This is a genomic window from Rurimicrobium arvi (assembly GCF_039540495.1).
GTDB lineage: Bacteria > Bacteroidota > Bacteroidia > Chitinophagales > Chitinophagaceae > Rurimicrobium > Rurimicrobium arvi.
Genome location: NZ_BAABEZ010000001.1, coordinates 79,193 through 97,020, shown reverse-complemented (window position 1 = coordinate 97,020; position 17,828 = coordinate 79,193). Strand labels below are relative to the sequence as shown.

Genomic DNA, 17,828 nt, shown 5'->3' with positions numbered 1-17,828 from the left:
AAGTTGCCTGCCCAATAAAAAAACGCGGACACTTATTTTCTTAATTGCACTGCAAGCGAAAGCCCGGCGCCCCCCATCAGCGGGTTGAAATCCGGTCGTATATTCAGACTAAGGTCTTTTGAAATGTCGAAGTTTTTCAGATGCGCTCCGGCTATTGCTTCGATGATCTGCACCGTATAGGCAAGCGAGGCGTAGAGGATCATCATGTCGCGGTTCTGCCTCGCCTGGTCCTGGTATTGTTTAATACCTGCAGTAGTGAGGACGCCTTTGAATTCATCGTTGCTGGTCTGCTCGTTCACCAGCCGGGAGATATACGCTTTACGGTAGCGCTGATAATCATTGTTGTGTTTGATCGCAAAATATACCGGTGTACCCATCACTGCATACACGATCGGCATTTTCCAGTACTGACGGTTGTACAGCTGCCCGAAGCCGGGAATCAGCGCAGAATACAGGCCGGCCCTTTTGGCATCAGGTTGGAATTTCTTTTTTACCGGTACCAGCGTATCCTTCACCGCAGCAGTTTCCATCTTTGGCGGAATCGTCATCGTATCCGTATCCTGCGCAAACGCCGGAGACAGACCGATACAAAGGAGAAACAACAATATCTTGAGGCTACGTACCATAAAGCAGCGCAAAGGTAGGATTATTCGTCTTCTGCCGGTGGATTTACAATGTTGATCAGCGTTTCGATCTCGTCGGCTTTTTCGTCCATTTGGTTCAGCCGGTAGCAACGCTGCAATTCTTCCATCAGGCGGACGATCACCGCTCTTGAATTCAGGGGTTGGAAATAACGGTCTTCCTTACTGTTCAGATTCAGCCGCTCTATGTATACATCCACGTCGTGCTGGGTGTAAATCATCCCGTTCTGCGGGTCTATATAAAAGCTGTTCTGCTTGCGCGAAGAGTTATCAAGTGTATAGAAATGCTGGAGATTATCCACATATGCCAGCAAAAACTGACGCGGCACTGCCGTTGCAAAAACCGGAATGTCCAACAGCTCGGAGAGCGCTACATACAGAATACCGAGCGTATAAGAGTTGCCGTTCTTACTTTCCAGCACACGATTGATGAAAAACCGGTCCGGTACATTCTCGGTCAGCTCATGTCCTTTCAGCTTGTAGTAATTGTAAAGAATGCCGTTGAACACATCCACTTTCTCCAGGGGAGTCAGGTAATTATTGAGCTCGAGCCACAGGTTTCTGCGGATCTTATCAAACTGGGTGAGCAGGAACGGGACGTTGAGTTCCGGATACTGGTATTTAGATACGAGGATTGCTCCACGCAATAATTCGGGATTGCTTGCCGAGGCCCAGGTGCGGAGCTCGCTCTGCACATCCTGGAACTGAACGCGGTGTATCAGCTGTGAAATACGGTCCTGTACTTCATCATCCTCAGTTGTCTCCCAAAGGTATTCGAGGCCGGGAATAATTTCCTTTCCGAAGTGCAGCAGTTTATCGGCAACCGTATTGAACACCTCATCATCCGGATCGTCGATCAGCCGGAACAGCGCCTGTATTTCTTTTTCGGGAAGCACTCTTACTCTTTCGTTTTTTTGGTAGCTACTGCTTTCTTCTTAGGTGTTGCGGAAGCGGCTTTTTTCGCTGCGGCCTTTTTCACCGTCACTTTTTTGGTTGCTCCGGTGGCTGCTGCTTTTTTAACGGCTGCTTTCTTTGTTTTCTTTTCAAATGCGTCCGGGATCTGATCCGTGATCATTTTTTTCACCTCTTCCAAAGATAGCGCACGCAGGTCATCCTCGGTATATTTTTCTCCTGCTTCGTTGCGCCCGAGTTTCAGCATCAGTTTGCCAAAACGGATGAACGGGCCCCAGCGGCCATTTTCGAGAGCAATCTTATCGGATTCCCATTGCTGAATATAGCGGTTCGCCTCTTTTTCCAGCTTTTTGGAGATCAGCTCATCGATATCATTCTGGGAAAGATTGTCGAAATTGTAAGCTCTGGGTACATTGATGAACAGATCGCCCCATTTCAGGAAGGGTCCGAAACGCCCTTTCCCCTTACTTACGGGTTCTCCTTTATAATAACCGATCGGTGCATCTGCCTGCTGCTTTTCATTGATGATTTCGATCGCCCGGTCCATATCCACGCTCAGCGGATCTTCGCCTTTAGGAATTGAGATGAACTGCTCATCCCATTTTACATAAGGCCCGAAACGGCCGGCGCCGATCACCACTTCCTTATCCTGGTACAAACCAAGGCTCAGCGGAAGTTTGAACAAGTCCATTGCTTCGTCAAACGTGATGGTCTCGATACTCTGATTTGTTTTGATCGTTGCGAATTTCGGTTTTTCTTCATCTTCGATATTACCGATCTGCACCATCGGACCAAAGCGTCCGAGGCGGGCAACCACTGGCTTTCCGCTTCCCGGATCGGTACCGAGTACGCGTTCTCCTTTAATACGACCCGCCGTCTCCATGGTATGTTCCACCTGGTGATGGAACGGCTTGTAGAAGTCGCCGATCATTTTATTCCAGATGACTTTTCCATTGGCGATTTCGTCAAACTCTTCTTCTATCTTGGCGGTAAAACCGTAATCCATGATGCGTTCGAAGTTTTCGGAAAGGAAGTCTGTGACCACCATTCCCAGATCGCTCGGGAACAATTTATTTTTCTCTGCTCCGGTATTTTCCTCGGCAGTGTGCTGTGATATCCTGTTATCTGCGTGCAGGGTAAGCGTACCGAACTGGCGTTTGACACCTTCCTTATCGCGCTTCTCCACATAACCGCGCTGTTGTATCGTGCTGATCGTGGGCGCATATGTGGAAGGACGGCCGATTCCCAGTTCTTCCAGCTTTTTCACCAGCGATGCCTCCGTGTAGCGCGGTGCAGGACGGCTGAAACGCTGTGTGGCTTTCATCTCCACAAAAGGCAATTGCTGTCCTTGCTTTAACGGAGGCAACATGCCATTATGCTCATCAGATTCGGCATCATCATCTTTGTCTTCCATATATACCTTCAGGAAACCATCAAACATCAGCACCTCGCCGCTTGCGGTCAGCTGTTCGCGGTTGGTGGAGATATCGATCTTCGCAACGGTACGCTCAAATGCTGCGTCTGCCATCTGGGAAGCCATGGTTCTTTTCCAGATCAGTTCATACAGGCGGGCGGCATCGCTTTCTTCCACGTGCATGAGTTCCATATCGGTCGGGCGGATGGCTTCATGCGCTTCCTGAGCCGATTCGTTTTTGGTCTGGTACTTTCTTCTTTTATGATACTGATCTCCGTAGATTTTCTTTATCGCAACTTCAGCTCCTTCCAATGCAGTCTCCGACAGGTTCACGGAGTCGGTACGCATGTAGGTAATATATCCGTTCTCGTAGAGGCTCTGAGCCAGGCGCATCGTACGTGCTACCGGATAGCCGAGTTTACGGCCAGCCTCCTGCTGCAGCGTAGATGTGGTAAACGGCGCTGCCGGGGTACGTTTAGCCGGCTTTACCTGGATATCGCTTACATTATATGCTGCATCCACACAGGATTGCAGGAACGCATGCGCGCTCTGCTCATCCGCAAGCTTTTCCGGTCCGGCGGCTTTGAACAGCACTTCCCGGCCATTGATGTCCTGGGCTTTAAACCAGGCTTCCACCTTATATACAGAGGCTACTTTAAAGTGATTGATCTCACGTTCGCGCTCTACTATAAGTTTCACCGCCACAGACTGCACACGGCCGGCAGAAAGATTTTTCTGCATGCTCATCTTGCGCCAGAGTATCGGTGATATCTCAAAACCCACAAGTCTGTCCAGCACGCGACGCGCCTGCTGTGCGTTCACAAGGTTCATATCCACCGTACGCGGTGTTTCTATCGCCTTACGGATCGCAGGCTTTGTGATCTCGTGGAATACAATACGTTTGGTTGTTGCAGGGTTCAGTCCCATCTCATCACAGAGATGCCAGCTGATCGCCTCCCCTTCACGGTCCTCATCCGTTGCAAGCCACACTTCCTGACTTTTCCTGGCAAGACTTTTCAGTTCGCTGACCACTTTTGTTTTATCGGGAGAAACCGTGTATTTGGGCTTAAACCCGTTATGTACGTCGATCCCCATGTCTTCCTTCACCAGGTCGCGGATATGTCCAAAGCATGATTTCACCTGGAAGTCTGATCCCAGGATCTTTTCAATGGTTTTGGCCTTTGCCGGCGACTCAACTATCAACAGATTTTTAGCCATCTTTTCGTTAGATATATTATAAGTACGGATCGCCTTTTATGGTAAAAAAAGCAATCCGTGGGGTGCAATAATAGAAATTTTTGTTTGAAACAAAGTCAAAAAAAAATTACGGGCTCCTCAAAAGCCTTACCTGTCAGGCATTTCAGCATGTTTTTAAAAGAAAACGGGGTTCGTGTGTCAAAAACGAACCCCGTAAACAGGTTTTATTTCATAATCACCACCAGATCTCCGGTATTTACCAGTGTCCCTTCAGACAATATGATCTCTTCAATTTCACCATCGTTCACTGCTGCCACATTGGTCTCCATTTTCATCGCCTCGATGACGAACAGGGGTTGATTCTTTCGGACCTTATCCCCTTTGCGTACAAGTATTTTAGATAACAATCCCTGCAATGGCACTGCCACGTGTGCGCTGTTACCGCTTTCCGCTTTCCTGTTCTCCCTGCGCTCCACCTTTACCGAGCGATCCATCACTTCTATCGCTCTTGCCTGACCGTTCAGTTTAAAGAATACCGTTCGCGCGCCCTGTTCGTTTACCGGACCAATACCGGATAAACGGATCAGGAGGGTCTTACCCGGTGCGATCTCAACCGTGATATCTTCCCGCAGCTTCAGTCCGTAGAAAAACACAAGCGTCGGCACTACGGAAACATCCCCGTATTCACGGTAAAATTTCAGGTAGTCTTCGTACACCTTCGGATAAAACTTATAAGAAAGGAAGTCTGTTTCTTCGAGGTCCTGTCCGAATTTTTCACGGAATGCAGCGAACTCCGCATCAAAGTCAATTGGTGCAAGGTGTTTGTTCGGACGGTCGGTGAATGCTTCTTTGCCTTTCAGCACGATTTCCTGCAATTGTTTCGGGAACCCCCCGGTAGGCTGACCGATCTCTCCTTTGAAAAACTGCTGCACGGATTCCGGGAATGAAATGCCTGCACCTTTTTCGAAAATATCTTCTTCGGTAATATTGTTGGCTACCATGAACTGGGCCATATCACCGACCACCTTAGAGCTCGGCGTCACTTTTACGATGTCACCGAACAAGCGGTTCACCGTAGTGTACATCTTTTTGATGTCGTCGAACTTATCACCGAGTCCCAGCGCGATCGCCTGAGGTTTCAGATTGGAATACTGGCCGCCCGGTATTTCATTTTCAAATACCTCAGCAGTACCCGCTTTCAGACCGGATTCAAACGGGTAATAATACTCACGTACATCTTCCCAGTAATTGGAGTGTTTGTTCAACGCCTCCATATCATAAGTATTTTCGCGTTTATGAAAACGCATCATTTCCACTACGGAATTAAAGTTAGGTTGCGATGTAAGTCCGGAAAGTGATCCCAGAGCACAATCCACCACATCAACGCCAGCTTCGATCGCCATCAGGTAAGTTGCAGGTTGCAGCGAAGAAGTATCGTGCGTATGCAGGTGTATCGGGATGTTCACGGTCTCTTTAAGTGCAGTGATCAGCTCTTTTGCGGCGTAAGGCTTCAGCAGACCCGACATGTCTTTGATCGCAAGGATATGCGCACCCGCATTCTCGAGATCTTTCGCCATGCGCAGGTAATAGTTCAGATCGTATTTGGTCTTCGACGGATCGAGAATATCTCCCGTATAACACATCGCCGCTTCGGCGATACCTCCGGTGTGTTTCCGCACCATTTCTATGCAGGGCGTGATATTCTCCATCCAGTTCAGCGAGTCGAAAATACGGAATACGTCTACTCCTGTTTCCCAGCTTTTGCTGATGAAGCGTTCGATCAGGTTGTCCGGGTAAGCTGCGTAGCCTACGCCGTTCACGCCGCGGATCAGCATCTGCAGGAGGATATTCGGAATAGCCTTTCGCAGCTGTGCGAGTCGCTTCCAGGGATCTTCATTCAGGAAACGCATGCATACATCGAAAGTGGCACCACCCCACACTTCCATACTGAAAGTCTGGGGATGCTGACGCGCAAAGGCTTCCGCCACTTTGAGCATATCATAGCTGCGCATGCGGGTAGCGAGCAAAGACTGATGCGCATCCCGCAATGTGGTGTCTGTATAATAGATTTTCTGTTCGCTGCGCAGCCATTGTGCGAAAGCATCAGGTCCCATTTCGGTGAGCATATCTTTCGTGCCTTTCGGAAAAGAATCCTGCTGTGAAGCATAAGGGATCACGGGTGTCTGAAAGACTTTCGTGTCGTCTTTTACTTTTACGTCCGGATTACCGTTTACCGTAACATCGGCAAGGAAACGCAACATCTTCGTACCGCGGTCCTGACGCTCAATAAAAGAAAACAGTTCAGGATGGCTCTGTATAAAGCCCACCGTTGCATCACCGCTGATGAACCGGGGATGCGTGATCAGGTTTTCGAGGAATGGAATATTGTTTTTCACACCGCGGATACGGAACTCGCGCAGGGCGCGGAACATCTTTTGCGAAGCGTCTTTCAGCGAATTACCCTGGGTGCTCACCTTTACGAGCATGGAGTCGAAAAACGGACTGATTTTCATACCTGCGTAGGTACTTCCCTCATCCAGCCGTACACCAAAACCCGCAGCATTACGGTAAGTTACAAGTGTGCCATAATCAGGTTTAAAATCTTTAGCCGGGTCTTCGGTGGTGATACGGCACTGGATGGCAAATCCGTTCTTCGGGATATGTTGCTGGTCGCCCAATCCGATCTCGGGATCGGACAAGCGATAACCGGAAGCGACAAATAACTGGGTTTTGATCAGGTCAATACCCGTGATCATTTCTGTCACCGTATGCTCAACCTGGATACGCGGATTCACCTCGATGAAATAAATACGCTGCGCTGCATCTACCAGGAATTCTACCGTGCCGAGGTTATTATAATTTACTGCGGAAGCAATGTCCAGTGCATAACGATACAGTTTTTCTCGTGTATCGTCGCTGAGACCCAGAGAAGGCGCAACCTCCACCACTTTCTGGAAACGGCGTTGTACGGAGCAGTCGCGCTCATACAGGTGTACGATATTACCGAAGCTATCGGCTGCAATCTGCACCTCGATATGTTTGGGATCGGGCACGAATTTCTCCAGGAATACGGTATCGTCGCCAAAAGCGTTCTTAGCTTCGCTGCGTGCTTCGGGATAGGCCCGGCGCAGTTGTTCTTCGTCGTGCACCACGCGCATACCGCGGCCACCACCGCCGGCAGCGGCTTTCAGCATCAGCGGGTAGCCGATGCGTGACGCTTCAGACAAAGCGGTCTCCAGCGAAGAAAGTTCCGCCTGGTTGCTTTCGATGATCGGTACCTGCGCTTTACGCGCCACTTCTTTTGCCGTCACTTTATCTCCCAAAGCGGCCATTACTTCCGGTTTCGGGCCTACGAAGATGATACCGTTGTCAGCGCATGCCTGCGCGAACCGTGGGTTTTCCGACAGGAAACCGTAACCGGGATGTATGGCATCGGCGCCACATTTCCTGGCAATCGCAATGATCTCATCGATATTCAGATAAGGCTTCAGCGGCTCGTCCTGGCGGCCTACCTGGTACGCTTCGTCCGCCTTGTAGCGATGCAGGGAATAACGGTCTTCATACGTATAGATGGCAACGGTCTGGATATTCAGCTCGGTTGCGGCACGTGAGATACGGATGGAAATTTCGCCACGGTTAGCGATCAGTAATTTTTTGATTACCATTGAATATGCGGGATTAGAGATTTTCGGTCGGTTTCAAAACAAAAATAATAAGGTGCTCAGGCTGCGCTGCACGAAGTTTGGTAACTGGTATATACGCGGCGAAAAAGCATGCAAAAGAAAAGCGGATCGAGTAGATCCGCTTGTATATATATGTTAATGTTCAAACACACTATTCGTCGAGTTTCAACACTGCCAGGAAAGCTTCTTGCGGAACTTCTACACTTCCTATCTGGCGCATCCGTTTTTTCCCTTCTTTCTGCTTTTCCAGCAGCTTACGTTTACGGGAGATATCTCCGCCGTAACACTTGGCGGTAACATCTTTACGCATAGCCGATATATTCTCGCGCGCCACGATCTTCGCACCTACGGCGGCCTGGATCGCGATCAGGAATTGCTGGCGCGGAAGTAATTCCTTCAGTTTCGCACAGAGTTTGCGCCCGAAGTCCTGTACACGGCTGCGATGGATCAACGCACTCAAGGCATCCAAAGGTTCGGCGTTCAGCAGGATATCCATTTTCACGATATCGGAAAGACGATAGTCGATAGGTGTGTAATCGAAAGACGCATAGCCGCGTGTGCTGGACTTCAGTTTATCATAGAAGTCGAATACGATCTCGGCCATCGGCATCTCGAAAGTGAGCTCCACACGTGTGGGTGTGAGGTAGTTCTGATTCATGAGCATGCCACGTTTACCGAGACATAACGTCATGATATTACCGATATATTCTGGTGTGCTGATGATCTGTGCGCGGATAAACGGTTCCTCGATACGGTCCAGACGCGTCGGCTCCGGCATTTCTGTCGGGTTGTTCACGATGATGCGTACATTCTTCTCTCTCTGCGTGTATGCATGGAAACTAACGTTCGGTACCGTGGTGATCACCGTCTGCTTGAATTCGCGTTCGAGCCGCTCCTGGATGATCTCCATGTGCAGCATTCCGAGGAATCCGCAGCGGAAACCAAATCCCAGCGCCTGTGAGGTTTCTGTTTCAAAGGTGAGGGAAGCATCATTCAGCTGCAGCTTTTCCATACACTCACGCAACTCTTCGAAATCGTCGGTCTCTACGGGGAAGATACCTGCGAATACCATCGGCTTCACATCTTCAAACCCGTCGATGGCCTCTTTTGCTTCATTATTTACGAGTGTGATCGTATCCCCTACTTTTACCTCTTTTGCATTTTTGATACCGGTGATCACATATCCTACGTCTCCTGCGAGTACCTCTTTCTTGGGCGTCATTGTAAGCTTGAGGATACCTACCTCATCTGCTTCATACTCGCCCTGCGTATTGATAAATTTGATCTTGTCGCCCTTGCGGATCGCTCCGTTCATTACGCGGTAGTAAATGATGATTCCGCGGAAAGGATTGAATACGGAATCGAAGATCAGTGCCTGAAGCGGTGCCTGTACATCCCCTTTGGGAGCAGGTATACGTGTGATAATTGCCTCCAGGATCTCTTCGATACCGATGCCACTTTTCCCTGAAGCCAGGATAATATCCTCCGGTTTGCATCCGATCAGATCCACGATCTGGTCGGTTACCTCTGGGATCATCGCACCCTCCATGTCAATTTTATTGATCACGGGTATGATCTCAAGGTCGTTATCCAGGGCAAGGTACAGGTTGGAAATGGTTTGCGCCTGTATCCCCTGTGATGCGTCCACGAGCAGCAATGCGCCCTCACAGGCCGCCAGCGCGCGCGACACCTCATAGGAGAAGTCTACGTGACCGGGCGTGTCGATCAGGTTCAGTGTATATTGTTCTCCTTTAAACTGGTAATTGATCTGAATTGCATGGCTTTTGATGGTGATTCCTTTCTCACGCTCCAAATCCATGTCATCCAGCACCTGCGCCTGCATATCCCTTTCGGAAATAGTCTTCGTATGCTCCAGCAACCTGTCGGCCAGGGTGCTTTTACCATGGTCGATATGGGCGATAATACAAAAATTACGAATGTTTTTCATCTGTTCAAATCAGACGCGAAAGTACGATAAAGCCGCCACTTATAGGACGAAAGAGCCTATGAATTAATATAAAATGTGACCGTTATCTTAATCTTTCGTTCAATTGCCGCATGTGGGCTGTTTACGGTCTGCGAAAAAACTGAATTACCTTACCTTCGCCCCCTTTAAAACCAATTTTCAATAGAGCATGTGGCACCGTATTGCAGCCTTTGTCATTAGTTTTCGTATCTACCTTTTAACAGCGCTTCTGGCGGTAACTGCCTTTATGGGTTACCAGGCCAGCAAGGTGCAGGTAAGCTATGATTCTACCGGCGCGATCCCGACAGACAATCCGAAATACCAGGAGTACCAGGAATTCAAGAAGCAGTTCGGGCAGGACGGCACCATGATGGTGATCGGCGTGCAGACGGATAAATTCTTTGAACCTGAATTCCTTAAAGCGTATGCACAGCTGGTGAATCAGCTGCAGCATGCTTATGCGATCGATAATATCCTGAGTATCCCCACCGCCATCAACCTCGTGAAAGATACGCTGAACGACAAACTGAAGGTGGAAAAGCTGGATGAAGTGCTCGCACAGCAGGGTGTTGAAGCGTTTAAGAACGAATTCCTCAACCTCCCTTTCTACAAAGGTCTGCTGTATAACCCTGAGACACATGCCTACATGATGGCGTTGTATATCAACAAAGATGTGCTCGCGTCCAAAGGCCGTAAGCGTGTGATCGCAGAAGTGACTGCGCTCGGAGATGCTTTTGCGGCAGCACAGAATGTGGAAGTGTATTACTCAGGTCTTCCCTATATCCGCACGCAGATCGGCAACAAGATCGAGAATGAAATGCGTTTGTTCCTCGGATTATCTTTCCTGCTCACCGCGGTGATCCTGTTTCTGTTCTTCCGTTCGTTCAGCGCTGTGCTGGCGTCTATGGTCACAGTAGCCGTAGGTGTTATCTGGAGCGTGGGCTCCATGACGTTGCTTGGATACCAGATTACGATGCTTACCGCGCTGATCCCGCCACTGATCGTTGTGATCGGGATTCCGAACTGTGTATACTTCCTGAATAAATACCATACCGAGCATCACAAGCATGGCAACAAGACAAAATCCCTGCTGCGCATGGTTGACCGTATGGGCATCGTAACCCTGTTCACCAACCTCACAGCAGCAATCGGTTTCGGCGTGTTCTTCTTCACAAAAAGCAAGGTATTGAAGGAATTCGGACTGGTAGCCGGTATTAATATCATGGGGCTGTTCCTGATCTCGCTGGTATTCCTGCCTGCATTGTTCAGCTACCTGCCTGCTCCGAAAAGCAAGCATACCAATTACCTCGAGAGCAACTGGCTTACCAGAATCCTGTCCACACTCAACAACTGGGTATTCAACCGCCGCAAGCTCATTTACCTGATCTCCGCAGCTGTTACGGTATTCTCGCTGATAGGGGTTGCCAGGCTGCGCACGGTTGGCTACGTGGTAGATGATCTTCCTAAAAAGGATAAGATTTATACCGATCTGAAATTTTTTGAAAAACATTTTCACGGGGTGATGCCGCTGGAAATCGTGATTGATTCGAAGCGTAAAAACGGTGCTGTTTCCTTACCGACCATTCAGAAAATAGATGAACTCAGCGCAAAACTGGCCGGCTTTAAAGAACTCGGGCATCCACTTTCCTTCGTGGATGGCGTGAAATTTGCACGCCAGGCGTATTACGATGGGGACAGCACGAGCTATGGCGTGCCCAATATGATGGATGGCGCATTCATTCAGCCCTACCTGCGCGCAAAATCCAATCCGCAGGCCAATGGTAAAAAAGATCAGTTTGCGCAGCTGCTCACCACCTTCATGGATAGCACCAAACAGAAGACGCGCGTGAGCATCAATATGGAGGACGTGGGTTCCGTGAAACTGCCGATCCTGCTCGACAGCATCCGGCCGATCACCTATGCATTGTTCGATACAAGCCGCTACAATGTTACGTTTACCGGATCAAGCATCATCTTCCTGGAGGGTAGCAAATTTATCATCAACAGTCTGCGCGACAGTCTGATCCTGGCGTTTATCATGATCTTCGGATGCATGGTGGCGCTGTTTTACTCCTGGAGAATTTTATTTATCTCTTTCACCGTAAACATTATTCCGCTGCTGGCCACCGCCGGAATCATGGGATGGATGGATATTCCGATCAAACCGTCGACAGTACTGGTATTCAGTGTGGCATTGGGCATTACGATCGATGTGACCATCCGTTTCCTCGTGAGCTATAAGCACGAACTGAAAATGTATAAGGATGATGTGGCTGCGACTGTGCGCCATACCATATTCGATACGGGATTGAGCATTATCTACACCTCGCTGATCCTGATTGCAGGTTTCGGTGTGTTTATCCTGTCTAATTTCGACGGAACGAAGTCACTTGGTTTTCTTACCTCCATGACATTGCTGCTTGCAATGATCACGAACCTCACGCTGCAGCCTGCAATGCTTCTGTGGCTGAATAAAGCAGGTCGCGGTAAAAAGAAAATTCATTCTTCCCAATGGCTGGAACTCGACGACACCGATGAGGATGATGCAAAGAAACAACACGACTAAAAAAGGAAACGGGCAGCTTTTATAAAGACTGCCCGTTTTTTTGTGCGTATTGCATCCGGATGAGTCCATCAGCCAGACCGATACGTGGCACGTAAATTTCATCGGCGCGGCACCACCGCATTACTGCGATATATATCTGCAAAGCCGGTACGATTACATCCGCACGATCGGCCCGGAAATTATACAGATGCATCCTTTCCTCAACGGTGGACGCACTCAGTTCCCGGTAATAATCTTTCAGTACTTCAAGCGGTAAGGGCTTTCCTTCCTTCTTCTTCGAAAGCGAAAATATCTTGTTGATATTGCCTCCGCTGCCAATTGCGCAAAGCGAAGGATAACCGGCAGTATACGTTTTGATATACCACTTCATGTGTTCCCACTGCTCCTCTGTAACAGACTTATTCAGCAACCTTATGGTGCCGATATTAAACGATTCCTTGAATACGATACGGTTATCGGCAAATAAAGTGACTTCCGTGCTGCCGCCGCCCACGTCAATGTACAAACTGGGTTTGTTATCACCGAGATTTTCGGCGATATGCGTTTCGTATAATATGCTCGCCTCTTCCTGACCGCCTATGATTTCGATCCGGATACCCGTTTCTTTTTCGATGTTGCGGATGATCTCCTGACCATTCGTTGCATCTCTCATGGCCGAAGTAGCGCAGGCGCGGTAGTGCTCCACCTTATAGATATCCATCAGCAGCTTATAGGCCTTCATGGTATCGACCATCTGCTTTTGTTTTTCCGGGGAGATAAAGCCGTTTTCGAATACATCAAACCCCAGGCGCAGCGGTATACGAAGCAGTGTCAATTTTGTATAATCAACTCCTCCTCCCTTATACGGAACGGCCTCTGAGATGAGCAGGCGGGCTGCGTTGGAACCAATATCAATTGCGGCGAGAATCAATTGTTCGACTTATTGAAAAGATAACGGTAAGTTTCTTCCTGAGAACGGATCAATGGTTCGTTCTCTTCCGATGCAACATACAAATTATCCTGATTATTGTCGAGAATTCTTGTCTTAATATTACCGGCAAGCTGAATTTTAAGGATCTCAATCAACTCTTTCTGCAGTTTCGGATCGGTAACGGGGCATGCCGCTTCCACCCTGTGGTCCAGGTTGCGCACCATCCAATCCGCGGAAGAAATAAATACTTTGGGCTTTCCACCATTATTGAATACGAATACGCGTGCATGTTCGAGGTACTCGTCGATGATACTGATAGCCTTAATATTCTTTTTGTAGGTTTTATGCTGCGTGATCAGACAGCAGATACTTCGGATGATCAGGTTAACCTCCACTCCCGCGATAGCCGCCTGTTGCAGCTTCTCGACAAGAGGTTTGTCCACCAGGCTGTTCAGCTTTACGATCAGCGAAGCAGGTTTCTTCTTCTTTGCCAGTTCTATTTCTTTATCGATGAGCGCCATAAAGTAACTGCGCATGGTCACCGGTGCCACGGGTAATGTTTTGCAGGTACGCAATTCCGCAAGATTAACCTTAGGCTTTTCAAGGCAGTTGAACACTTTATTTATGTCGGCCAGTATACTGCGATTGGACGTAAGCAGACAGTGGTCTCCGTAATATGCTGCGGTAGACTCATTGAGGTTTCCGGTGGATACAAACCCATAGTACTTTGTATTATTGGTTTCCCGACGTTTGATCACGCACAGTTTGGCATGTACTTTCATATCCGGCACACCCAGGATCACTTTCACACCTTCTTCCTCGAGTATTGCTTTCCACGTAAGGTTCGCTTCTTCATCGAAACGTGCGCGCAGTTCCAGCATTACCGTCACCTGTTTCCCGTTACGTACGGCATTCACAAGTGCATTTACCACTTTAGATTCTTTAGCCAGCCGGTAACAGGTAATTTTAATGCTCTGCACAAACGGATCAATAGCTGCTTCCCTCAGGAATTCGATCACCGAATCGAACGAGTGATACGGGAAATGCAGCATCACGTCCTGGTGATCCAGCAACTGCATGATACGCAAAGGCTGCTTCAGCTGCGGGTGCGTGAACGGTTTCGGACGGGTCGGCAGGTTACTGAATACCGACGCGGGAAAGTCCATAAAGTCTTTAAAGTTATGGATGCGCCCGCCGGGAATCAGGTTGTCTTTTTTTGTCAGACCAAGCCGCTTGCTCAGGAAATCCAGCAAACCCAGGTCAAGGTTCCGGTCGAAAACGAAGCGGGTTGTTTTGCCCTTCTTACGGTCTTTGATCTGCTTTTCCAGCTTTTCGATCAATGAAGTCTGCACATCGTTATCAGCTTCGAGTTCCGCATCGCGGGTTACTTTTATGATATAACCGCTGAACTCATCGAAGCCAAACGGAGCAAACAGTGCACCCAGATTGAAGCGGATGATATCTTCCAGCAGGATAATGTCGGTGGTATGCTCTTCGGAAGGTATAATGATGAAGCGCGGCAGTACTTTCGTAGGAATTTCGATCAGTGCATAACGGCGCAGTTTCCGGTTTCCTTTATTGCCCAGCACACAAGCCAGGTAAATAGATTTATCCCGCAGCAAAGGCATCTGCGGAATGCTTTCTATCATCAGCGGAACGATCTGGGAACTTACTTTGTCGGTATAATATTTACGTATAAAATCTTCCTGCTGCAGAGAAAGCTGTTGCTCATTTTTGATGAATATCTGCTGCTGTGCGAGCTCGCGTATGATCTGCTGATACGTATTGTCAAAATCATTCTGCTGGAGTATCACCGTTTGCTGTATCTGCCGGAGAATACCTTCCGGGTTGGCTTCCAGATGCACTTTGGCCGCCTTGCCGAGACGTACCATCTTATTGAGTGTAGCGACCCTGACTCTGAAAAACTCGTCCAGATTATTCGAAAAAATCCCCAGGAACCGCAAACGCTCATACACAGATACCGTCGGGTCTTTTGCTTCCTGTAATACGCGCTCATTAAAAGCCAGCCAGCTCAGGTCCCTTACGATCGGTTCTTTAATCTTCTTCATAATATTGGATGATGCGCTGCGAATGTAATAGGCGGGAATTTATTTCTATATTAAATTTTGGTTACGGTCACTCTTTCAGTTTCAATTTGACCTTCGCTTCCTGTCCGGATTTGAGATAGGATACCACTGCATAATGGGCGCCGCCGTCAATGATCGATATACGTGCAGAATTAGGAGGTTTGGTTCCTTCATTGATTGCTTTTATGCGCACCACATTCTGTCCTTTTTTAAGATTCAGCAGGATACGGTGCTTTTCAGAAGTGATTTCAAAAGGAGCAGCTACCGTTTCACCGTTCAGGGAAACGGACAGCGAATCGTGGTCATTTTCGCCTCCGTCCCACAGTTCTATCGCTACCTGCGCGGAACCAACGGTGAAATCCTGAGAAATGAAACTTGTAACAACTTTGGTTGCATTGGTATCCTTGGAGCCATCCGGCTTCATAAACACAACAGCATTGGCAGGTATATTGAGGCGGATACTTCCGTTGCCACATATCTTGTTTTGTTTGTCCCTGCCCACGAAATATCCCTTCAGCACTTTTAAATCGTGCATTTTCATTGCCGCGTTTACAAAACAGAAATTTTGTTCGGATGATTTAGTGGACAGCAGTGTCTTTTCGGTAAGCATCATGCCGCCTTTCTCCTTGGAGAACTGAACGGTAACTGATGATTTTGTTTCGTTGGGACCACTTTCGTCCAGCACGCTGTAGCCAAGCCATTTTGTACCTTCCTGCCCAACCACCACTTTGTAATTGTAACGTTCAGATCCGGTTACATTCAGTACCCCTGAAAACCTGAGTGAATCATTTCCGGCAGCCTGCAACGGTACCGGGGAGATCGATAAAAGCAGCAATAATAGTAAGATCCCGGCGTAAGTTCCCTTTAAGTATACCATATAGCGAAACTACTACAAACGGTAAGAATAAGGAAATCAGTTGCCGCGTTTTAGCATTCCTTACAGACCTGAGCCGGATGAGATTTATAAACTGCGGATAATATCAATGAGCCCGGTAGTTGAATATCCGCTTACAAACGGAATCACCGCCACTTTACCGCCGCGCGCAGACACTTCCTTCGCACCTACTATAGTATCGAAGGTATAATCACCGCCTTTCACCAGCACATCCGGCCGGAGCGCTTCTATGAGCGTGAGGGGAGTATCTTCATCAAATAACACCACCATATCCACGCAGAGCAGCGATGCCACCTGGAACGCGCGATCCTGCTGTGTATTTACAGGCCGCTTTTCGCCTTTGAGCTTTTTCACCGAAGCGTCGGTGTTGATGCCCACGATAAGGATATTACCTTCATCTGCTGCCTTTGCCAGCAAATCCAGATGACCGTGATGCAGGATATCGAAGCAACCGTTGGTAAAAACGATCTTCTTTCCGCGAACGCGTTGCGCGTTTACGGCTGTAACAGCTTCGGGAAGGGCTTTAATTTTTTGCCGGATCCACTGGAGTTTGCTCATGGCGTGCACGATTATAAAGAGGAAGCACAAAAAGTGCAATTAAACCAAAGACAAGAATGATCAGCGTCTGGGCCAGCCAGGATATCCATCCGAACGCCAGCGCAAAAGATGCGGGTACTGCATACAGCATAGACAATACGAGCTGTAACGCCTGCGGATAAGCTCCGAGCCCGCCCGGTGTGACGATCATACCGAGGCTTCCGAAAACGAGTACGGACAGTGCGGCCCCGATGGTCAGTCCTTCAGTGGCAGGCAATCCCCAGAAACCGAGTACGATCAGGAACAGGTAAGAGCCCCAGATCAGGAATGTATAGCCCAGGAATGCGCCACGGCGTTTCAGCGTGAGAATAGAGCCAACCCCTTCAGCAAGCCCTTTGATGAACTTACCGATCTTGCCGTCCTTATTCCTGCGGTATATAAATACCAGTCCGCCGATAAGCGCCAGCAGACCTGCTATACCTGCTGCGACCAGCAGGGGGAGGTTTTTACCGGCGAGCTGTCCGGACAGATGTTGCAGGTAAGCGGTTACCACATCCATCTGCACCAGAAAGGTGAGTACGCATATCAGCAGAAGGCAAACCATATCGAAAGCCCTTTCTGCAACGATAGTACCGATCAGCTTATCGGCCGGTTCATTTTCATACTTTGCCATAACCGTACATTTAGCCACCTCACCCATACGCGGGATCAGCAGGTTGGTTATGTACCCGATAAAGACGGCGCCGGTGATATTCAGAACAGAAGGACGGATGTTCAGCGATTCAAGCATCAGCTTCCATCGCAGCGCCCTGAAAAAATGTGAGAGGAACCCGACAATGACGATCGGGATAAAGATCCACCAGCGCTGGCTCACCTGGTCTACGGAAGCACGCAGGTCGGCCATGTCGGCAGGTGTAAGCTGCTTGTATTGCCCGTAAATCAATGCGAATCCTAAACCGAAAAAAACAGCATACTGAATTAAAAGCAGGACGGTTTTCTTGTTCATGGCAGCATTTTAGG

The 17,828-nt window shown here is 48.7% G+C and carries 11 protein-coding genes; 1 reads left to right on the top strand and 10 read right to left on the bottom strand.

Going from position 1 to position 17,828, the window contains the following annotated elements:
* Window positions 1-32 precede the first annotated feature (32 nt).
* From ABD846_RS00380 to lepA, 5 genes are all read right to left on the bottom strand, one after another.
* Window positions 33-626: a DUF5683 domain-containing protein gene (locus ABD846_RS00380; protein ID WP_344821542.1), complete on the bottom strand. Its 594-nt coding sequence runs from the start codon at window positions 624-626 to the stop codon at window positions 33-35.
* A gap of 20 nt (window positions 627-646) precedes the next feature.
* Window positions 647-1,537 carry a transglutaminase family protein gene (locus ABD846_RS00375; protein ID WP_344821540.1) on the bottom strand — a complete coding sequence of 297 codons (891 nt, stop codon included), beginning with the start codon at window positions 1,535-1,537 and terminating at the stop codon, window positions 647-649.
* Window positions 1,538-1,539: 2 nt separating this feature from the next.
* The gene (topA, locus tag ABD846_RS00370) at window positions 1,540-4,185 is read right to left on the bottom strand and encodes a type I DNA topoisomerase (protein ID WP_344821538.1); all 2,646 of its coding nucleotides are present in this window, start codon (window positions 4,183-4,185) and stop codon (window positions 1,540-1,542) included.
* A gap of 203 nt (window positions 4,186-4,388) precedes the next feature.
* Window positions 4,389-7,829 carry a pyruvate carboxylase gene (locus ABD846_RS00365; RefSeq protein WP_344821536.1) on the bottom strand — a complete coding sequence of 1,147 codons (3,441 nt, stop codon included), beginning with the start codon at window positions 7,827-7,829 and terminating at the stop codon, window positions 4,389-4,391.
* Window positions 7,830-7,998: 169 nt separating this feature from the next.
* Window positions 7,999-9,795, bottom strand: coding sequence for a translation elongation factor 4 (gene lepA, locus ABD846_RS00360; RefSeq protein ID WP_344821534.1), 1,797 nt, complete (start codon window positions 9,793-9,795; stop codon window positions 7,999-8,001).
* A gap of 265 nt (window positions 9,796-10,060) precedes the next feature.
* Between lepA and ABD846_RS00355 the strand changes: the two genes are divergently transcribed.
* Entirely contained in the window at window positions 10,061-12,379 is a 2,319-nt protein-coding gene (locus tag ABD846_RS00355) for an efflux RND transporter permease subunit (protein ID WP_344821532.1), read from the top strand.
* 19 nt (window positions 12,380-12,398) lie between these two features.
* Here the strand turns inward: ABD846_RS00355 and ABD846_RS00350 are convergent, their stop codons facing one another.
* From ABD846_RS00350 to ABD846_RS00330, 5 genes are all read right to left on the bottom strand, one after another.
* Window positions 12,399-13,289 (bottom strand): Ppx/GppA phosphatase family protein, encoded by an 891-nt coding sequence (locus ABD846_RS00350; protein ID WP_344821530.1) that lies wholly within the window; start codon window positions 13,287-13,289, stop codon window positions 12,399-12,401.
* On the bottom strand, window positions 13,286-15,358 hold the full coding sequence (gene ppk1 / locus ABD846_RS00345) for a polyphosphate kinase 1 (RefSeq protein WP_344821528.1): 2,073 nt from the start codon (window positions 15,356-15,358) through the stop codon (window positions 13,286-13,288). Before ppk1 ends, ABD846_RS00350 begins: the two co-directional genes overlap by 4 nt.
* A gap of 67 nt (window positions 15,359-15,425) precedes the next feature.
* Window positions 15,426-16,253 carry a hypothetical protein gene (locus ABD846_RS00340; protein ID WP_344821527.1) on the bottom strand — a complete coding sequence of 276 codons (828 nt, stop codon included), beginning with the start codon at window positions 16,251-16,253 and terminating at the stop codon, window positions 15,426-15,428.
* An 84-nt stretch (window positions 16,254-16,337) separates the two neighbouring features.
* A complete protein-coding gene (rfaE2, locus tag ABD846_RS00335; RefSeq protein WP_344821526.1) occupies window positions 16,338-16,829 on the bottom strand; it encodes a D-glycero-beta-D-manno-heptose 1-phosphate adenylyltransferase in 492 nt (163 codons plus the stop codon).
* On the bottom strand, window positions 16,795-17,814 hold the full coding sequence (locus ABD846_RS00330; RefSeq protein ID WP_344821525.1) for a lysylphosphatidylglycerol synthase transmembrane domain-containing protein: 1,020 nt from the start codon (window positions 17,812-17,814) through the stop codon (window positions 16,795-16,797). The genes rfaE2 and ABD846_RS00330 overlap by 35 nt, the downstream gene beginning before the upstream one ends.
* Window positions 17,815-17,828: the final 14 nt, after the last annotated feature.

What these genes read in the sequence shown, in the direction of transcription:
- ABD846_RS00380 (WP_344821542.1), bottom strand. Translation starts at nt 626, where the DNA reads ATGGTACGTAGCCTCAAGATATTGTTGTTTCTCCTTTGTATCGGTCTG.
- topA (WP_344821538.1), bottom strand. Translation starts at nt 4,185, where the DNA reads ATGGCTAAAAATCTGTTGATAGTTGAGTCGCCGGCAAAGGCCAAAACC.
- ABD846_RS00365 (WP_344821536.1), bottom strand. Translation starts at nt 7,829, where the DNA reads ATGGTAATCAAAAAATTACTGATCGCTAACCGTGGCGAAATTTCCATC.
- lepA (WP_344821534.1), bottom strand. Translation starts at nt 9,795, where the DNA reads ATGAAAAACATTCGTAATTTTTGTATTATCGCCCATATCGACCATGGT.
- ABD846_RS00355 (WP_344821532.1), top strand. Translation starts at nt 10,061, where the DNA reads ATGGGTTACCAGGCCAGCAAGGTGCAGGTAAGCTATGATTCTACCGGC.
- ppk1 (WP_344821528.1), bottom strand. Translation starts at nt 15,358, where the DNA reads ATGAAGAAGATTAAAGAACCGATCGTAAGGGACCTGAGCTGGCTGGCT.
- ABD846_RS00340 (WP_344821527.1), bottom strand. Translation starts at nt 16,253, where the DNA reads ATGGTATACTTAAAGGGAACTTACGCCGGGATCTTACTATTATTGCTG.
- rfaE2 (WP_344821526.1), bottom strand. Translation starts at nt 16,829, where the DNA reads ATGAGCAAACTCCAGTGGATCCGGCAAAAAATTAAAGCCCTTCCCGAA.
- ABD846_RS00330 (WP_344821525.1), bottom strand. Translation starts at nt 17,814, where the DNA reads ATGAACAAGAAAACCGTCCTGCTTTTAATTCAGTATGCTGTTTTTTTC.